This is a genomic window from Jeotgalicoccus coquinae (genome assembly GCF_014207425.1).
In the GTDB taxonomy this organism is placed as follows: Bacteria; Bacillota; Bacilli; order Staphylococcales; family Salinicoccaceae; genus Jeotgalicoccus; species Jeotgalicoccus coquinae.
Genome location: NZ_JACHFF010000002.1, coordinates 159,993 through 178,902 on the forward strand (window position 1 = coordinate 159,993; position 18,910 = coordinate 178,902).

An 18,910-nucleotide genomic window follows, 5' to 3' on the forward strand; every position below is an offset into this window, starting at 1 on the left:
CAACCGAACGCGCCCTCATTGTTAAAATTTTCACAAAGATATGAATGTTTTTTGACAATCTCTTAAAAGTATAGAAACAAGACGTAAATCGGAGTAAGATTCACGTCTTGGAAAATTTTGCTGCGGCTGTTTCTTTCATGTCTTAATAAACTCCCTGCGTGGTCTGCTCTGTACATCTCTTTAGCCATATGTATTTACCACTCCATCTCTTTAAATAATTGTTTAAATACTATCACGGCTGTAAGATATAGACTAACTAATTAAATTCAATATCCGTTATAACTTTTAACTATAGTCAAAGGAGAATATCATGACACTTCAACAGTTAAAATATTTAATTGCCGTCGTCAACAGCGGCTCCATTAACGAAGCAGCGAAGAATTTATATATATCCCAGCCGACTCTGTCTAAAGCGATTAAAGAGCTGGAACGTGAAATGGGCATTACCATTTTAAAGCGTACATCAACCGGTATCGTGCTGAGTCCGGACGGCGCAGAGTTTCTGAGTTACGCACGTCAGATTACAGAACAGGTCGAGCTGCTGGAGAATAAATATCTTGATATGCCGTATCAGGAACAGCTGCTGTCGGTATCGACCCAGCACTATTCATTTTCCGTTGATGCGATGGTTCGAATGATCAGACTTCACGGGGGAGATAAATACCAGTTCTCGCTGCGTGAAACCCGCACATATGAAATTATCGATGATGTGAAAAACTTAAAGAGTGAAATCGGCGTTATGTATATGAACAATTTCAATGAAAAAATACTGACTCAGCTGTTAAAAGAAAATCATCTGAATTTTGAACTGCTGTTTACAGCAAAACCGCACGTATTTATCAGCAAAACAAATCCGCTCGCACAAAAAGACAAAGTAACGCTTGAAGACCTTGAGCCCTATCCAAGATTGTCATTTGATCAGGGAGAGCACAGCTCCTTCTATTTCTCCGAAGAGATACTGAGCACTCTGCACAGCCCGAAAAATATTCTGGTCAGTGACAGAGCGACGATATTCAACTGCATGATCGGCTTAAACGGTTATACGATATCAAGCGGTATTTTAAGCGAGGAGTTAAACGGCACCGACATTATTCCGGTGCCGCTGGATGTAAACGATGAAATTAAAGTCGGTACGGTAACGAACAACAAAGCCCGGCTCAGCAGAGTTGCAAAGCTTTATCTTAAAGAGCTGGTTAAAACTATCGAAAGTTACAACCTGATTTAAGTGTTAAAAATCTGCTGACGGGTATAGTACTATTAATGAAAAATTACGGAGGTGTTCTTACATGGATATTAAGCATGGGACAAACAAGTTTTATTTCGGAAATGATGCGCAGAACCCGGATGGTGAATTAACATATCTGCCGGATGATAAGAATAAACTTGTTATAGACAGCGTCGTAGTTAAAGAGGAACTCCGCGGTGAAGGTTACGGTGACGTGCTGCTCGATGCAGCTGCCGACTATGCCCGCGAAAACGATTTGAGATTAATCGGTAAATGCCCGTTCGTTGCTAAACGTTTTGACGAATACAACGATAAGTATAAAGATGTTATTTTCAGAGAAGCATAAAAACAATCCCTTTAGGACTGTATAGGTCTTAAAGGGATTATTTTATTCGTCGAGCATTGGTTCCGGATGCACATACAGGGACATAATTCCTTTACCGTGCATGTGTTCTTCCACACTGTCGCATATATGGTGGGCTTCGGTAATTGAAATGTCCGGATTTACAATAATCGTGACGTCCAAAAAGATACTGCTGCCATGGTAGCGTCCTTTGATAGATTTAACATCAAGCACGCCTTCGACTTCAAGTACGTCTTCCTTATGGTCTATTAAATCGGCATCATTATAGCCGTCGCTCAATGCGAATACCGCATCTTTTAATATTTTAAAACCGGTAAATATAATCAGTACACCCAGTATCGATGCGATAATAACATCCGCGATCGGCAGGCCGAGTTGTGTGAGCACAAGCCCTGCTGCTGTACCCAGACTGATCATACTGTCTGAAAGATTATCCATAGCCGCGGATTTAAGCGAGCTGCTGTTTGTTCTCTTTGCCAGCTTCGAATTAATAAAGTACACCACAAGCATCACAAGTCCGCCGGCAATACTTATATAAATGACAATTGGATTCGGTGTCGATACAGCCGGTGAGAAAATTGCCGGTATATTTTCAATCAGCACCTGAATCCCGACAAATATAATGATGAAAGATACGAGCAGTGAAGCAATGTTTTCGGATTTTAAATGTCCGTACGGATGATTGTCATCCGGCGGTCTGATGGAAATCTTTAAGCCAATCAGCACCGCAGCCGAAGCAAATATATCCGTCATATTATTTAATGCATCAGCACGCACTGCCGCTGAATCGTAGTGTATACCGAAATAAAATTTTACTATAGATAGAATGATATACGTAATGATACTTAAGTAAGCGCCCCGCTGGGCAAGTTTTAAATTATTTATATTACCCATCATGACAGCTCCTAAAAGTAAGTGGAGATTAATTATGCACTGTAATCCAATTATTTTCAACAGCTTTTGACTCTTTCACAAGAGTTTCTATTACATGAAATAAATTTTTAGACTGTCCTAAACTTTAGTCTTGCGGAATCCCTTTTCTCTGCATAAAAAAAATAACGCGGTGTTTTACACATCCGCGTTATTATTATATTTTCCAAGTGTGCAGCTGATTGCAATCCCTGCGGCAAACACAATCACTGATATTATCCAGCCAATCGCAGTTATCGGAAAGCCGGGATATATAGCAAATACAGAGCCTAACAGCAGACCGATAATTGCTGCGTACATTAAGTATGTATAATTTCTTAACAGGTATGAAATCGCACGACTGGCAAGCAGGACACCCGCTACAATTCCAAGTCCTGTTGAGATAAGAATCGGCAGCACATCGAAGTTCAGTGATGTAAATTCTTTAATCGCAAAAATAACAACCGGATATACTCCGATAATCAGCAGTACCAGTGAGCCGGATATACCCGGCAGCAGCATTATTGATGCTGCAAGCATGCCGCTGAAGAAGTACTTGATCAGGTCGCCCATACTCATACCTACGCTGTTCAGGTCAGGCGCTTCAGCGCTGAAGAGTGACATTACAAAGAGCAGCAGTATACCTGCCGCAATTAAAATATAATGTGCAGCTCTGAATTCCACTTTAACGTTGGAAATTCTAACCATCATTGGTATAACCCCGAGCACCATTCCCATAAAGAACCAGTGTGTCGGAATCATATGATTCTGCAGCATATAATCGATTACAGATGACATCGTGATAATCGCTGCTGCCATTCCCGCTACTAAAGGTACAAGGAATATAATTGCATTTTTATAATGCTTCGAGACAACATGACTGATTGCTCCGAGAAGCTGGTCGTAAATACCAAGCAGCAGCGCCATAGTACCGCTGCTGACACCGGGAATCAGTTCGACAATTCCCATTAAAAAACCTTTCGGCAGATTCTTCCACTTAAACATATATTCAGTTCCATTCTTTGTAATTTGCTCTGTACATTTTATCACATTTTACCAGCTGTCAATAATCATATATATGCCGAGTAATAGAAGAACCATTCTTAATATGAAAACAACAGTATTGGAATCGAGCCTCCTGTTCAGTTTCACACCAAATTTGGCTCCGAGGTACGCTGCCGGAATCAGTATCAGTGCATACAGGAAATGAACATTCCCCTGGATCAGATGTCCTGTCGCAGACGAGATGCTGCCGAATAACACTAAGAACATACTCGTACCGACCGCGATTGACGCGGGCATTAAAAATAAAATAATCATCATCGGTGTCATTAAGGCACCGCCCCCGACTCCGAACAGTCCTGCAGCAAATCCCGCAAAGAGACTTCCGATAACTCCTATGTATGGCGGAAAACCGTAGTAATGTACTTCCTCCGTGCCGTCTGTATGCGGTCTGATATATTTTTCATTCTGAAATACTTTAAGCGGTTTGATTTTATCCCGCACGAGCAGTATAAAACTGACCAGAATGATAAACAGACCGAAGTACAGCTTCAGACTGTCGACCGTAAACAGACTGCTTGTATATGAACCAAGCATTGCTCCCGGAATTATACCAAAGAGTAAATACTTTCCATTCTTCCAGTCGACCTGTTTGTTCTTATTATAAGAAATAACTGACGATAAGCCGATAAACACCAGCACAAGACTCGATGTCCCGACAGCAATCTGCGGCGTAATGCCTTCCAGCAGATTAAGCTCCGCCCCTAAGAATATAAGAACCGGAACAATGACTATACCGCCACCGAGCCCGATCAGTGAGCCGACTATCGCTGCAATCATACCGGTTACTGCAAGCAGTATGAACTCCATAGGCATCCACCCCTCTTATAGTTAAATTATTTTACTGCCGATGCGATAAACATCGAAGCATCTTTGTTCATAAAAATATTCTCTCCGTGGTAAAACGTCTTAATATCAGCAGTTTTAAAACCTGCATCGATTAATGCTGAGTGCATTTCATCATGCGAAAAGCCGTTATGGACTTTCTCATGGTAAACCGTATCGTTCTTATCAAAATCAGCGATAAACAGCTGACCCGATTCACTTAATAACGTATAGAGCTGTTTAATCAGTTCTTTATATTCAGGAACATGAATCATCACAAGCGATACGATAATAATATCGGCTTCACCTTCATTCAGTTCATCCACAGCTCTTGTTTCAGCATTTCTAATGTTGCCCTCTTCAATCTTTTCTCCAACAACTTCCATCATGCCTTCAGAGATATCACTGAAAATCAGGTGTTTAAAATTATCGGTAAACTGAAGACCAATGAGGCCGGTCCCGCAGCCGTAATCTAATAATGTTTTATTGGAATCAGCAGGTAAATATTTTCTCATTTCTGCCGCTACTGTATGAGCCAGTTCAATTCTCTGTTCATTGTCATACTTTTTTGCCATTCTGTTAAATATATTTTCAGCCATATAATCTCCTATCTTTTACTTATTATGTTCCTCATTGTACTACTTACACTGCCGAGATACATCTCTCCAAACTTCACCAGATGAACAAGCAGCAAATACAGCTTGTAAAAATCTATACGGCGTTCAGCACCTGCTGCCAATGGGTAGATATTATTGTATGCTTCGTAAAATTCACTGTCGAAACCCCCAAATACCTGCGTTGCTCCTAAATCGAATTCACGGTCTCCGTAGAGCGGTGACGGATCAAACAGCGCCGGTCTGCCATCGTCAAGAAACATATAGTTGCCGAACCAGAGATCACCATGCAGCAGGGACGGTTCACTTCTATGCTTTTTAAGTTCCTCTTTAATTATTTCCAGGACTTCGAGATACATTTCATTATCAGACTTATCCCATAAACTCCTGCTGACGATTTCATCATGCAGCTTCGACAGACGCTGATCGACGAAAATTTCACTCCATGAATTAAACCAGCCGTTACTGAATGTAATATCACTGCCTTCATACGGCAGATTGTAACCATATTTTCCGTCCCGCTGATGCGTCAGATGAAGTTTTGCCACCAGTTCTCCAAGATCTTTCTGACTCCCTCGCCCTTCTTCCAGGAAATCCAGCAGCAGATACGCTTCACCCGAAATCTGGCCATGGTCTTTAACACGGGGTACTGTTATACCTGCCTGTTCGAAATCTTTCAGGCCGGATATTTCTGCGGCATAAAAATCTTCATCACGTCCGGGCTGAACAAGCAGAAAGTATAATCCTTTATCAGTTTCAATACGGTATGCATCATTCACATCCCCGCCGTCGACAGGCACTATATTATTAATGTTTTCCACCGGTAACCGGGCTGACCATTTTTCATTCATCGTTCATTCTCCTTTCTTATATCTTTATACTTCTCTATATTTCCTTTAGAATATATATGAAACACTGGAATATCAGAATTACAGTCAAAGCTTTACAGTACAAGGTTTGTAACGCATATAGTTATTTCGTAACGCTGTTCGTTACACCGGAGAAAGGATACTATTTATGAAACGGATTATACTTGCCGTTATTATTATCACCGCTGCAGTTTTCAGTTTGGTCTACGCAGACAGTAAAATTGAAAACGGTTTAATAGAAGAACTTAAAATATTGCTGACTCCTGATCCTATGGAAAATAATACATATGATCAGGGAGAATGTACGTACTATGTATTCGATAAGGTTAAAGAAGACGGAATGATGATTGAACGCTCGTGGGGCGATGCAGAGTACTGGGCAGAACGTGCTGACGAAGACGGTTATGTTGTAAATGATATTCCTGAAGCAGGTGCATTGATGCAGACTGACCGGGGTGAAATTGGACACGTTGCTTATATCGAATCCGTTAATGATGACGGTTCATTTGATGTATCGGAAATGAATTTTCTTGAATCATATGAAGTTTCAGAACGAACAATTACAACAGAAGAAGCTGCCGACTATAAATACATTCATCCTAAAGTAAATAAACACGCTGACAGAGAGTAATATCATTTCACTATTTCGATTTCTCATTATATAATGTAGTTGTAAAATACAATTATAAGAGGAGTGTTTCATTTGGCTAAACTTGAAAATAAAGTTGCGATAGTAACAGGTGCTGCTTCAGGAATGGGTAAATCCATTGCGAAGTTATACGCACAAGAAGGCGCGAAAGTCGTTGTTGCAGATTACAACTTCGAAGGTGCAAAAGCAGTTGTTAAAGAAATCACTGAAGCAAATGGTCAGGCAATTCCTATGAGCGTGAACGTAGCTGAAGGCGATGCAGTGAAAAAAATGATTGAAGACACTGTCAGCGAATACGGTGAATTGGATATCCTCGTTAATAACGCCGGTGTTATGGATAACTTCGAACCTGTCGGAGAAATTAAAGATGAAGACTGGGATCGTATTTTTGATATCAACACTAAAGGTGTAATGCGCGCTATGCGTAAGGCTGTGAACTACTGGATTGATAACGATAAAGCAGGTGTCATCATTAATACTATTTCAACAGGCGGTATCAGCGGCGCTCACGCCGGTGCGACATACGGTGCTTCAAAACATGCGGTAGTCGGTTTAACTAAAAATACTGCATACATGTATGCGAAGAAAAACATTAAAGTAAATGGTATTGCACCCGGTGCTGTCGCAACGAATATTTCCTCCGGCATTAAAAATCCGAGTGAACTTGGCATGGAGCGTCTGCAGGCTGTACAGGGCATTATACCAAGTATTGGTGAACCTGAAGAGATTGCTCAAGCTGCATTATTTTTAGCTTCTGAAGATTCAAGCTTCATTAACGGTGTTGTACTTCCAGTTGATGGCGGATGGACTTCTCCATTCTAATTAAATCAATATTTTTATACTTTTAAATCCGGGGCAATATGCATCGGATTTTTTGTTTTACATACTCCGCTTCTTCATTTACAATTTTTCTCTTTATATATATTTTATTGACATTAGTATATTATTGGCATAAACTTTCAGAGTGATAATGATTCTCAATGACTTGGAAGAATCATATAGATGAGAGGTGACTGTGTTGAACGCACTTGAAATAAATAATATAGCAGTTGGCTATCATAATCGTTCGGTAATCAATAATTTAAGCGTCACTATACCTAAAAATAAAATAACTACAATTATCGGTCCGAACGGCTGCGGTAAATCAACTTTAATAAAAACAGTTTCCCGTATATTAAAAGCTGAATCAGGAACGATTCTCCTCGACGGCAAAGCGATAAATACACTGGACACGCGTGAAATTGCAAAGCAGATGGCTATTTTGCCGCAGACTGCAGAATCTCCGGGCGGGCTGACTGTATTTGAACTCGTATCATACGGCCGCTTCCCTTACAGAAAAGCACTGGGTTCTCTCAGCAAAGAAGACTATAAGTATATTAACTGGGCAATCGAAGTAACTGGTCTCGAAGATTTTGCAGACCGTCAGATCAGCGATATGTCAGGCGGTCAGCGTCAGCGCGTGTGGATTGCAATGTCTCTTGCACAAGGCACAGAAACACTGGTACTGGATGAACCGACGACGTATCTCGACCTCGCTCATCAGCTCGATATTCTGCTGCTGCTTCAAAAACTGAATATCGAGGAGCACCGAACAATTATTATGGTACTTCATGATTTAAATCTGGCATCACGCTTTTCCGACTACATGATAGCGATGAAAGACGGCGATCTGATTACTGAAGGTACGCCGGATGACGTGATGACGCCGGATAACTTAAGAACGCTGTTTAATATCGAAGCCGATATGCAGCAGTGTCCATACAGCGGGCATCCGATTTTCACCTCTTATCATATAAGCAGTCAGGGTAAAGATAATGAGTAAATTTAATTCAACACTATCTGAAAAAGAACAGGTCAGGGCAGTTAAAAATACTGCGAAGCCTGTGCGTGGAACGTTTATCATCTCAGGCGGGATAGTTTTTCTTCTCTGTGCATTTGCAGTTTCCATCTCTCTCGGTGCGGCGGATATCAATTTATCCACGATATGGAATGCGCTGTTTCACTTTGATGAGGCTGTTACCCAGCACCAGATAATATGGGAACTCAGATTACCCCGCATTATCGGAGCGGCAATCGTAGGTGCAGCATTCAGTGTTGCCGGTGCTCTGATGCAGGGTATGACGCGGAATCCTCTTGCTGACTCAGGACTGCTCGGGCTGAATGCCGGAGCAGTTATGATGCTCGCTATCAGCTTCAGCTTTTTCCCGGGACTGCCGTATGTCTACGTTGTACTGCTGTCGTTTTTTGGAGCGGCACTTGGTGCAGCTATCGTTTACGGTATCGGATCGATGAGCAGAAACGGTTTAACACCGATTCGCCTTGTTCTGGCAGGAGCTGCTGTTACGGCGCTCCTAACAGCTTTGAGTGAAGGTATTGCCCTTTATTTTAATGTCGGTCAGGATATGGCCTTCTGGTACGCAGGCGGTGTATCCAGCACACGGTGGAGCCATCTCGCGATAATAACACCTGTCGTTATTATTATGCTGTTCATTGCAATGCGCATTTCAAAATCCATTACTATTTTAAGTCTTGGTGAAGAGGTGGCAGTCAGTCTCGGTGAACGTACCGTTAAAACTAAACTTATCAGTGCAGGTGTTGTCGTTGTGCTTGCCGGACTTGCAGTATCAGTCGTCGGCGCCGTCAGCTTTGTCGGCTTAATCGTGCCGCACCTGACGCGTAAAATTGTCGGCTATGACTACCGCTGGATTATCCCGGTCAGCGCTGTTGTCGGTGCTGTTCTGGTCGTTGTTGCCGACCTCCTGGCCCGGACACTGAACGCACCTTTTGAAATACCCATCGGTGCACTGATTTCATTAATCGGAGTTCCTTTCTTCCTGTACCTTGCACGTAAAGGAGGTAAAGAAATATGAATCAGTATAAACCGCCCGGTCTTGCCGGGAAACAGCGCCGCGCAACAATCATTGCCTGTATTTTTATCGTGCTGCTGATTGTTTTATTTCTGGTCAGTTTAAATACCGGTGTTATACGCATTGATCCGGTTACTGTTATAAAAACTATATTCGGCCACGGTGAACCTCGTGATGAGCTGCTGCTCTTTGAGTTCCGTCTCCCGAGAATTACTATTGCCGTTCTGATTGGTATGGGACTTGCAGTATCAGGTGCAGTCCTGCAGGGCATCGTTAAAAATCCGCTGGCAGACCCCGGAATTATCGGTATCAATGCCGGTGCAGGTCTTGCAGTCATGCTCTTTGTATCATATTTCTCAACCGAGCTCGGCAATTCAGTATTTATTATGCCGATTCTTGCTTTTGCCGGTGCAGGCGCTGCGGCCATTGTCATCTATGCTTTCTCTTATAAAAAAGATGAAGGTGTATCGCCTATCCGGTTAATACTGGTCGGAGTTGCGGTTGCTGCAGGTATCAGCGCTCTTATGATTGTGCTGACATTGAAACTCGATCCTAAAACATATGACTTCGTCGCTACCTGGCTTGCAGGGAGCATTTGGGGTTCCAATTGGAACTTCGTTCTGGCTCTTCTGCCATGGCTCGTTATTCTGATTCCTTTTGTGTATATGAAATCCCGGGTGCTTGACGTAATGAATCTCGGGGACCATACCGCAGTCAGTCTTGGAATGAACCTGGAGAAAGAACGCAGAATTCTTCTCGCAGCAGCAGTCGGACTGGCAGCAGCAAGTGTTTCCGTCAGCGGCGGTATCGGCTTTGTCGGTTTAATCGCTCCGCATATGACGCGAAGACTTGTCGGCAGCAAACATAAGTACGTCATTCCGATATGCGCACTTATCGGTGCAGTGCTCGTCTTAACGGCGGACACTCTGGGACGCGTTATACTTCAGCCCGCTGAAATACCTACCGGAGTGGTTGTCGCTATAATCGGTGCACCGTACTTCCTGTATCTTTTAGCAAAATTAAATGATTAATTTACAGCATTTCTAATCCGGTCTTAACGGACCGGATTATATAATAAACAGGCATTGAGAATGCATCTCAATTAGCTGATAAAAGGAGAATAAATATGAAGAAATTTTTAAGCTTTACAATTGCACTGTCATTATCTGCACTGCTTGCAGCCTGCGGTGCGGAAGAGACATCAGATGAATCAGCCGATCCCGAAGGTACCGTTACATATGAATCAGAATTCGGTCCGGTCGAAGTTCCTGTAAACCCTGAACGTATCGTTGCTTTAGCTTATGCACCAAATCTTCACTCGCTTGATATCGAAATGGCCGGTGTGGACCAGTGGACTAAAGGAAGCCCGTTATTTGAAGAAGACCTTGCAGATACTGCCGAAGTGACTGAAGCAGAACCGGAAAGCATTTTAGCAGAAGATCCTGATCTAATTATTGCAGGCGCGAATATGGAAAACCTTGAAGAACTTGAGAAGATTGCACCGACTGTGACCTACACATGGGGCAAGCTGAACTATCTCGAACAGCAGATTGAAATCGGCAAGCTCGTCGGCAAAGAAGACGAAGCACGCGAATGGGCAGAAGACTTTGAAAAACGAGCTGCCGATATCGGCAGTCAGATTAAAGAGAAGCACGGCGAAGATACGACCGTCAGTGTAATCGAAACTGACGGTAAAGGATTTTACCTGTTTGGTGAAGCATGGGGGCGCGGAACAGAGATTTTATACCAGGCAATGGATTTAAAAATGACCGGAAATGTTGAAGAAGCAGTGTCCGCTGACGGCTACTATGAAATCTCACAGGAAGTACTCGCTGAGTATGCCGGAGACTACATCGTTTTAAGCCGCGGTGAAGATACGGATATGTCATTTACTGAAAGTGAAGTATGGCAGTCAATTCCTGCTGTTAAAAATGGCAATGTCATTGAAATCGATACTGCTGCAACCAGCTACAGCGATCCGACAACACTTGAATACCTTCTTGAAATTTACGGTGAAGGTTTAATGAAATAACAATAATACGGCCCGGTAATCCATATGAATTACCGGGCCTTGTTATTTAGTCTATCTTTTTCACAAATTCGGACTTCAGGCTCATCTGCCCGACACCCGGTATTTTACAGTCAATATCATGACCGTCTTCCGGATCGACAAGACGGATACCTTTTACTTTCGTACCCTGCTTGATGACATTCGAAGAACCTTTGATTTTTAAATCTTTAATTACTGTAACATTATCTCCGTCGTTTAAGACGTTGCCGTTTGAATCCTTTACAAGTGCAGCCTGTGCCTCTTCTTCGGCAGATTCTCGTGTCCACTCATGTGCACACATCGGACAAATTAACAGAGGGCCGTCCTCATAAGTGTATTCCGAATTGCAGCTCGGACAATTTGGTAATGATGTTGTCATTATAATCCTCCATATCACTGTATTAATTCAAAGATACCATATATTTTTATAAAGAAAAGCCGGAATCCATTTATGAATCCCGGCCGGTTTAGCTATTATGCTTCTTTTACTTTCAGCACTTCGTATCCCAGCTTTTCAACGACACTCTTTAATTCAGCCGCAGTGACTTTATCAGGATCGTATTCTGCTTTAGCTTTACTTGCGTTAAACATCAGCTTCGCTGATTCAACACCTTCTGTTTTTAAAAGTGCGCCTTCTATTTTCTTAATACATGTCGGACAGCTCAATGTTTCAAGCTGCATAATTACTTTATTCATAATATATCCCTCCTGTATTTTTGGTTTCCTCTTACTTTCTATCTTAATTATATATGAGTTCATCGTTTCAAAAATTGATCTTCATCAATTTTTACGGTTTAAATTTTATTAACCTCATTGCGTTCAGTATTACTATCAGTACACTCGCTTCATGAGCGAACATCCCTATTGCGAGGTTGACTCCGCCCATCAGTACGCCGACTAGAAGTATCACTACTGTAACGAGAGCAATAATGATGTTCTGTTTCATGTTCCGCATTGTACCTTTCGCCAGTGATAATGCATGCGCATACTGGCTGAGTCTGTCTGCCATCAGTACGATATCTGCAGTCTCCATCGAGATATCTGTACCGCCCTTACCCATAGCGAGTCCAACATCTGCTGTGGCGATTGCAGGTGCATCGTTGATTCCGTCCCCGGCCATTGAGATCATTCTGCCCTTGGCTTTCAGGCGTTTTACATGCGTTACTTTATCCTCAGGAAGGAGCTCTGCATGAACTTCATCAATACCGAGTTCTTCTGCCACTGCCGCTGCTGTGTGACGGTTATCACCTGTCAGCATAACGATATGTTTAATGCCGTTATTCCTCATCGTTTTAAGTGCTTCTTCAGCGTCATCGCGAATCTTATCGGCAATGGATATAACGGCTGAAACTTCTGAGTCCACCGCAGCAAATATTGCTGTGTTTCCTTTTTTTTCACGTTCAAGCGCGTAGGCTTCGATACTTTCGGAAATCTCGATACCGTTTTCGATCATCATCTTTCTGTTTCCTGCAATAATCGTGTGATTATTAATTTCCCCTTCAATTCCGCGCCCTTTTACACCCTTCGTGCTGTTCATGGTATAAGCTCTGAAATCTGCAATTTTCTCTGCATACTCTGTCACTGCTCTGCCGAGATGATGTTCAGATGCCGTTTCGAGTTTACCAATCAGACCGGCAAGTTCCATTTTTTCTCCTGTAAACACTTTGAAGTCCGTTACTTCCGGACGCCCTTTCGTCAATGTACCTGTCTTGTCGAAAACGAGTGTATCGACTTTTGACAGCTTCTCGATAACTTCTCCGCCTTTTATAAGAGATCCGTTTTTCGCACCGTTTCCGATACCTGCAACATTTGATACCGGCGCCCCGATAACGAGTGCTCCCGGACAGGCGATAACAAGGAATGTAATTGCCAGGTGGAGATCTCGGGTAATTGCCCAGACGATAATAGAGAGTACTAAAACTCCCGGTGTGTAATACTGTGCAAATCTGTCGAGGAAACGTTCTGCGTTGGATTTTGTATCCTGAGCTTCTTCCACCAGTTCAATAATTTTAGAGAACGTCGTATCGTCTCCTACTTTTTCTGCTTCAATTTCCAAATATCCTGAATCTAAAATTGTTCCGCTGAATACCCGGCTGCCGTTCATTTTTAATACCGGCACCGATTCACCGCTGACTGCCGCTTCATTAACTTCCGCGTCTCCACTCAGTACTTTACCGTCCACCGGAATCATTCCGCCTGGAAGTACTGCAATTCTGTCGCCGATTTCAACATCGTCTGCATCGATGATTGTCCGGCTGCCGTCTTCCAATATTAAGCTCGCTTCCTGCGGTGCCATATCCGTCAGTTCTTTAATTGAAGATCGTGTTTTTTCAAGTGTTCTCGCTTCCAAATAGCCACCAAACAGGAACAGAAAAGTAACGACTGATGATTCAACATATTCTCCGATAAGTAACGCTCCTATAACGGCGATAGATACCAGCATCTCTATGCTGAACAGCTTCATGATAATGGCCTGATAAGCCTTGATACCTATAGGCACCATTGCAATTATCGTTGCTGCAATCAATGCAATATTCCCGGCTGAAGTCAGTTCAGAGAATCTTAAAATAAGACCGGATGCGATTAACATAAATGCAATAAGAGTTATTTTACTTTCGTTTTTAAATATGAACCTTATCATTGTAAATCTCCTTTCTTTTTTTCCTGTGCATCTTCACTTATAATGCTACAGCCTTTCTTATTATTAAAAATTGACCGGGATCAAGAAAATAGAAAAAGGCTCCCTTTTCAGGGAACCTTTTAACAAAATCATTTTAATTTTAGAATATCGTATGTTTTATTATTAATTTTTCTGACGTAACCTTCATCCTCAAGCTTATTAAATGTTCTCGTCAGCGTTTCCGGCTGCATGCTTAAATACGAAGCGAGGTTCTTTTTAGTCATTGTCAGGACCATCTGATCACCTTTTGTATGAGTTCTGATATACTCAATCAGTTTTTCTTTGCTGTTTAACAATGAAATGTTCGTCGTCAGTAATTCCGAATCGTTCAGGCGTTCGGCAAAGCTCTCGATTATTTTAATGCTGATATCCGGATACTTCTGCATCAGTCCGTATATATCCTCCCTGTTAATACGGCAGATTTGTGCGTCTTCAAGGACTTCGGCATAGGACTTGCTCTCTTTATCATCACTGAACAACGACAGCTCTCCGGTAAAATCGCTGTGAGCCAGTACTCTGATCAGCTGTTCCTCGCCATTGTCATTCAACCGGTATACCCGTACTTTGCCTTTATGTATGACATACAAAGAAGATGAACGATCACCGGCCATAAATAGAAATTCCCCTTTTTTCATGTGCTGATGATTAATTCTCTGAAATACTTCTTCCAGTTCGTCCATTTCAAGATGACTGAAAATCGGAACTCTGCTGACGCACCGTTCATGCCCCTGTAATCCCATATCATGTCTCCTCCAAAGTGATTAATCTGATTGATTTAATTATATCATGAGAAAATTAACAATATCTAAATGTACAATTCATGTTAAAATTGATGCTGATTAAGAGAAGATTGGGGATACGTATGGCAAAACTTTATTACCGCTACGGTACAATGCAAAGTAACAAAAGCAATCAGATAATCACAACTCACCATCAATATACGACCCAGGGGAAACGCTGCCTGGCATTTACAACGCCGATTGATTCGAGAAGCGGACATAAAAAAATAAAGTCCAGAGTTGGTCTGGAACTTGATGCTGAATATATAACAGACGATATTTTTAACAGAGTAAAAGAAGAACATGCAAAAGAAGAAGTATATGTGGTTCTTGTCGATGAAGCGCAGTTTTTATCGAAGAAAGATATTCATAACCTGAGCGATATTCCGGACCTTCTTGGTATTCCCGTTATTGCTTTCGGCTTAAAGACCGACTTCAGAAATGAACTGTTTGAAGGCAGCCGTATTTTACTGGAACTCGCAGATGCCATCGATGAGCTGAAAACAGTCTGTCAGTATTGTAATAAGAAAGCGACGCTTAATATGAGACTCCGTAATGGTGTTCCGATTAATGTCGGGGAATCGATTCAAATTGGTGACGAAGAGTACGTACCGGTATGCCGCAAATGTTATAAAGAACGACTTGAACTGGTATAGTAAAATTATATAAATCATAAACACAGAAATTATTTACGGTTTCTGTGTTTTTTTAAATGTAAATGTTTCCCGTGAAACTCTTATTTGATATGAGGAGGATATTTATGAAGATTACAGCCAATAATTTTAAAGCAGCAGCGTTTGACAACCCGATGTTTAATCATTTCAGTGAAGAAGTGCTGAAAGACGTATCATCTTTCCAAAAAACCGTACCGGGCTATAAAGAAACACCGCTCCGTCAGTTAAGCAGTCTCGGCAAAAGTATTAATATCGGTGATGTGTATGTTAAAGACGAGTCATACCGTTTTGGTTTAAACGCATTCAAAGGACTGGGCGGTATTTATTCCGCAGCAGCATACCTGAAAGAACGTCACAGCATCGAATTTTCTACTTTTGACGAACTTGTTAAACAGCTCACGGATAAAGTTCCTGAAACATTTGTTACTGCGACCGACGGCAACCACGGTAAAGGTATTGCTTGGGCAGCACAGCTCCTCAATCAGCGCGCAGTTGTATATATGCCTAAAAACACGAGCAGAGCCCGTGTAGATGCAATCGAAAAACTTGGCGGTAAAGTTATTGTCACAGATATGAATTACGACGATACAGTGCGTTATGCCAGCAAAACTGCAGAAGAAAATAACTGGCCTGTCATGCAGGACACAGCTTGGGAAGGTTATGAAGATATCCCCCTTAAAATTATGCAGGGCTACTCTGCAATTGTTTCAGAAATTAAACAGCAGCTGAAAAGTAATTACAATAAACTGACTCATGTATTTTTACAGGCGGGCGTCGGTTCATTTGCCGGTTCAATCGCAGCATCGTTAATCCGGACAATGGACAGCAGCGATATTAAAATTATCATCGTCGAACCTGATAATGCCGCGTGTTTATATAAATCTGCAGAAGATAAAAGCGGGAATCCCCGGGCAGTAGGCGGTGATCTTGAAACGATGATGGCAGGATTATCGTGCGGAGAACCAAGCACACAGGGCTGGAGCATTTTAAAAGATGCAGCAGATGCATTTATCAGCTGCAGCGACGAAATCAGTGCAGAAGGAATGAGACTGCTCGGACGTCCAGCCGGCAGTGACGATAAAATTATTTCCGGAGAATCGGGCAGTGTAACTGCCGGTATATTGTCTGCAATTATGACAAACAGCGAACTAGATTCTGTTAAGGTTCAGCTGGGATTAAACAAAGATTCAAAAGTTCTGCTGATTAATACAGAAGGTGACACAGATCCTGATAACTACCGGGAGGTTATGAATCAGACTAATTAAATAACGCTGTGCGTTATCTTTAAAAACATTGTAACAAAGGGGTGTAACGACTATCGTTACACCCCTTTAATTATATAATATACCGCTGTTGTACTGCTTATCTTTCAGTTAGTGTCACTTCCGGAAGGTATTTTAACGACACTATGTCGCCTTCTTCAAATGACATCGTAAATTCAGTCATACCGCCGTACAGCTCACTGCCTAGAGTATGTCTGGATTTATTGTAATCAGGATGTGCTGTTACTTCCAGCGTTCCTGTTTCTTCAGTTTCTGGAAGACTGACATCGTAAACCCCCGCATCAAAATCTTCACCGGCTACCCATTGGCCGGGATAAATAGTATCCACATTTTCTGTTTTATACGGTTCAAAATTCATGCTTTCAACGTAGTCTATTTCCACTATATAACCTTCGTCCAGAAATACGTTAAACTGAGTAACGTTCTCTTCTCCAGGTTCATCTTTACCGTCAATTGTTTCACCAAGGACTCCTCTGTCTTCATCATCAGTTATATAAATACTGCCGTATCCGGATTCGGCTGTAACTTTATATCTCCCGGGTTCGATATCTTTACCGACATCATGAACACCTTCATCAAGTGTGACCGCCTCACCCTTATTCATTAGATGACTGTAGTCGATTTTCTCCGCTTCTTCAGAGTTTTCAGATGTATCAGAGTCAGTGCCGTTATCTGTTTCTGTGTCAGTATCCGCTTTATCTTTATTATCTACCGGTTCTTCCTCTTCTTTATTATCCGTACCTTCTGAGCCGAACAGACCGTTTATTTCGTCAGCCAGCTCATCAAATGGGTTCGAATCCCCGCACGCAGTCAGTATAACTGAACTGAAAAGTAAGACTGATAATAATTTAATTTTTTTCATTCCATTCACTCCATTCACAATTACGTAACATTTATTCAATTATAAAATTTAACACTGCGAATAGCAAACTGATCTTTTTTGTAACTTATTACTTTTTCTTTGTTATACTGTTGGAAATTACATTGGAGGCGATCAGATGATTAAACCCCGTAAATTGCAGTCCGGTGACACCGTGGCACTTGTATCACTATCCAGCGGTCTTGCAGGCGAAGATGAGATTAGATGGCGTACTGAGCAGGGAATCGAAAGACTGGAGAATGTTTTCGGTCTTAAGGTAAAAGTAATGCCCCATGCTTTAAAAGGTATTGATTACATTTACAATCATCCAGAAAAAAGAGCAGCAGATTTGAACAGTGCCTTGAAGGACAAGTCCGTTAAAGCAATTATTTGTGCGATAGGCGGTAATGAAACAGTCCGTATACTGCCATTTATCGATACAGAAGCTCTGAAGAATAACCCGAAAATATTCACAGGATATTCCGATTCAACGACGAATCATCTGTTCTTTTACAAGTACGGTATCTCAACGAGTTACGGTCCTGCACTGTTAACCGACTTTGCAGAAAACATTGCCATGGATGATTACACAGTAGAAGCGGTTAAGAAAACATGGTTCAGCACAGAACCCATCGGTGAAATTCAGACGTCTCCGTTTATTAGAGAAGCGGGGCTCAGATGGGACTTTGAAAACAAAAATATCGAACGGCCAAAATATAATAACCCGGGTTATGAAAGTATCAATGGCACCGGTAAAGCCCGGGGTCATTTGATTGGTGGATGTCTGGAAGTTTTGAATAACCTCCGCGGCACAGAATACTTCCCCGGTCTGAATGATTTTAAAGATGCTCTACTGTTTCTTGAAACATCGGAATGCACGCTTGACCCGGAAATATTTGAGGATTATTTACGTGCCATGGCCGTTATGGGTGTATTTGAACATACTAACGGTATCGTTATCGGACGCCCTTTCAACGGCCTTTATTATGCTGAATATAAAGAGGTTTTGCGTACTGTACTCAGCGAAGCAGGCAGGATAGACCTGCCGGTACTTTATAACGCGAGCTTCGGGCACAATGAGCCAAAGTTTATTGTACCTTACGGTCTTCAGGCAGAAATAGATACCGAAAAACTCACATTTAAAATACTGGAAAGTGCTGTAGTAAATTAAAACTCCGAAGAGATATCTCTTCGGAGTTTT

21 protein-coding genes are annotated in these 18,910 nt (G+C 41.9%); 11 read left to right on the forward strand and 10 right to left on the reverse strand.

Features of this window, described 5'->3' with window-relative positions:
- Positions 1–310 precede the first annotated feature (310 nt).
- Together HNR41_RS07345 and HNR41_RS07350 are read left to right on the forward strand one after the other, a co-directional pair.
- The gene (locus HNR41_RS07345) at positions 311–1,225 is read left to right on the forward strand and encodes a LysR family transcriptional regulator (protein WP_184283243.1); all 915 of its coding nucleotides are present in this window, start codon (positions 311–313) and stop codon (positions 1,223–1,225) included.
- A gap of 61 nt (positions 1,226–1,286) precedes the next feature.
- Entirely contained in the window at positions 1,287–1,571 is a 285-nt protein-coding gene (locus tag HNR41_RS07350) for a GNAT family N-acetyltransferase (RefSeq protein WP_184283245.1), read from the forward strand.
- A gap of 42 nt (positions 1,572–1,613) precedes the next feature.
- Here HNR41_RS07350 and HNR41_RS07355 read toward each other — a convergent pair whose 3' ends face one another.
- The 5 genes from HNR41_RS07355 to HNR41_RS07375 all read right to left on the reverse strand — a co-directional run bounded on the left by HNR41_RS07355 (position 1,614) and on the right by HNR41_RS07375 (position 5,850).
- Entirely contained in the window at positions 1,614–2,483 is an 870-nt protein-coding gene (locus HNR41_RS07355; RefSeq protein ID WP_184283748.1) for a cation diffusion facilitator family transporter, read from the reverse strand.
- A gap of 174 nt (positions 2,484–2,657) precedes the next feature.
- Positions 2,658–3,503, reverse strand: coding sequence for a DUF368 domain-containing protein (locus tag HNR41_RS07360; protein ID WP_229714962.1), 846 nt, complete (start codon positions 3,501–3,503; stop codon positions 2,658–2,660).
- A 48-nt stretch (positions 3,504–3,551) separates the two neighbouring features.
- Positions 3,552–4,370, reverse strand: a complete 819-nt coding sequence (locus HNR41_RS07365) for a sulfite exporter TauE/SafE family protein (protein WP_184283247.1) — start codon at positions 4,368–4,370, stop codon at positions 3,552–3,554.
- 26 nt (positions 4,371–4,396) lie between these two features.
- On the reverse strand, positions 4,397–4,984 hold the full coding sequence (locus HNR41_RS07370) for a class I SAM-dependent DNA methyltransferase (protein WP_184283249.1): 588 nt from the start codon (positions 4,982–4,984) through the stop codon (positions 4,397–4,399).
- 8 nt (positions 4,985–4,992) lie between these two features.
- Entirely contained in the window at positions 4,993–5,850 is an 858-nt protein-coding gene (locus HNR41_RS07375; RefSeq protein ID WP_184283251.1) for a fructosamine kinase family protein, read from the reverse strand.
- Between the two features lie 166 nt (positions 5,851–6,016).
- Here HNR41_RS07375 and HNR41_RS07380 point away from each other — a divergent pair, with 166 nt between their 5' ends.
- The 6 genes from HNR41_RS07380 to HNR41_RS07405 all read left to right on the forward strand — a co-directional run bounded on the left by HNR41_RS07380 (position 6,017) and on the right by HNR41_RS07405 (position 11,416).
- Positions 6,017–6,499: a CHAP domain-containing protein gene (locus HNR41_RS07380; protein ID WP_184283253.1), complete on the forward strand. Its 483-nt coding sequence runs from the start codon at positions 6,017–6,019 to the stop codon at positions 6,497–6,499.
- Between the two features lie 123 nt (positions 6,500–6,622).
- The gene (locus tag HNR41_RS07385; RefSeq protein ID WP_229714979.1) at positions 6,623–7,339 is read left to right on the forward strand and encodes an SDR family oxidoreductase; all 717 of its coding nucleotides are present in this window, start codon (positions 6,623–6,625) and stop codon (positions 7,337–7,339) included.
- Between the two features lie 196 nt (positions 7,340–7,535).
- Entirely contained in the window at positions 7,536–8,339 is an 804-nt protein-coding gene (locus tag HNR41_RS07390) for an ABC transporter ATP-binding protein (protein ID WP_184283257.1), read from the forward strand.
- On the forward strand, positions 8,332–9,387 hold the full coding sequence (locus HNR41_RS07395; protein ID WP_184283259.1) for a FecCD family ABC transporter permease: 1,056 nt from the start codon (positions 8,332–8,334) through the stop codon (positions 9,385–9,387). The genes HNR41_RS07390 and HNR41_RS07395 overlap by 8 nt, the downstream gene beginning before the upstream one ends.
- Positions 9,384–10,415 (forward strand): FecCD family ABC transporter permease, encoded by a 1,032-nt coding sequence (locus tag HNR41_RS07400; protein WP_184283261.1) that lies wholly within the window; start codon positions 9,384–9,386, stop codon positions 10,413–10,415. The genes HNR41_RS07395 and HNR41_RS07400 overlap by 4 nt, the downstream gene beginning before the upstream one ends.
- A 95-nt stretch (positions 10,416–10,510) precedes the next feature.
- The gene (locus tag HNR41_RS07405; protein ID WP_184283263.1) at positions 10,511–11,416 is read left to right on the forward strand and encodes an ABC transporter substrate-binding protein; all 906 of its coding nucleotides are present in this window, start codon (positions 10,511–10,513) and stop codon (positions 11,414–11,416) included.
- A gap of 46 nt (positions 11,417–11,462) precedes the next feature.
- Here HNR41_RS07405 and HNR41_RS07410 read toward each other — a convergent pair whose 3' ends face one another.
- The 4 genes from HNR41_RS07410 to HNR41_RS07425 form a co-directional block, all read right to left on the reverse strand.
- Positions 11,463–11,813 (reverse strand): zinc ribbon domain-containing protein YjdM, encoded by a 351-nt coding sequence (locus HNR41_RS07410; RefSeq protein WP_184283265.1) that lies wholly within the window; start codon positions 11,811–11,813, stop codon positions 11,463–11,465.
- 95 nt (positions 11,814–11,908) lie between these two features.
- Positions 11,909–12,130 carry a heavy-metal-associated domain-containing protein gene (locus tag HNR41_RS07415; RefSeq protein WP_184283267.1) on the reverse strand — a complete coding sequence of 74 codons (222 nt, stop codon included), beginning with the start codon at positions 12,128–12,130 and terminating at the stop codon, positions 11,909–11,911.
- Between the two features lie 91 nt (positions 12,131–12,221).
- Positions 12,222–14,075 (reverse strand): heavy metal translocating P-type ATPase, encoded by a 1,854-nt coding sequence (locus tag HNR41_RS07420; RefSeq protein ID WP_184283269.1) that lies wholly within the window; start codon positions 14,073–14,075, stop codon positions 12,222–12,224.
- Between the two features lie 128 nt (positions 14,076–14,203).
- Positions 14,204–14,854, reverse strand: coding sequence for a Crp/Fnr family transcriptional regulator (locus HNR41_RS07425; RefSeq protein ID WP_184283271.1), 651 nt, complete (start codon positions 14,852–14,854; stop codon positions 14,204–14,206).
- A 122-nt stretch (positions 14,855–14,976) separates the two neighbouring features.
- Here HNR41_RS07425 and HNR41_RS07430 point away from each other — a divergent pair, with 122 nt between their 5' ends.
- Together HNR41_RS07430 and HNR41_RS07435 are read left to right on the forward strand one after the other, a co-directional pair.
- Positions 14,977–15,549, forward strand: coding sequence for a thymidine kinase (locus HNR41_RS07430; RefSeq protein WP_184283273.1), 573 nt, complete (start codon positions 14,977–14,979; stop codon positions 15,547–15,549).
- A gap of 104 nt (positions 15,550–15,653) precedes the next feature.
- Positions 15,654–16,832: a diaminopropionate ammonia-lyase gene (locus HNR41_RS07435; RefSeq protein ID WP_208454853.1), complete on the forward strand. Its 1,179-nt coding sequence runs from the start codon at positions 15,654–15,656 to the stop codon at positions 16,830–16,832.
- A gap of 97 nt (positions 16,833–16,929) precedes the next feature.
- On the opposite strand, the gene HNR41_RS07440 is transcribed toward HNR41_RS07435, so the two are convergent.
- Entirely contained in the window at positions 16,930–17,712 is a 783-nt protein-coding gene (locus tag HNR41_RS07440; RefSeq protein WP_184283277.1) for a hypothetical protein, read from the reverse strand.
- Between the two features lie 136 nt (positions 17,713–17,848).
- On the opposite strand from HNR41_RS07440, the gene HNR41_RS07445 reads away from it, so the two are divergent.
- Positions 17,849–18,880 carry a S66 family peptidase gene (locus tag HNR41_RS07445; RefSeq protein ID WP_184283279.1) on the forward strand — a complete coding sequence of 344 codons (1,032 nt, stop codon included), beginning with the start codon at positions 17,849–17,851 and terminating at the stop codon, positions 18,878–18,880.
- The last annotated feature ends 30 nt before the right edge of the window (positions 18,881–18,910 follow it).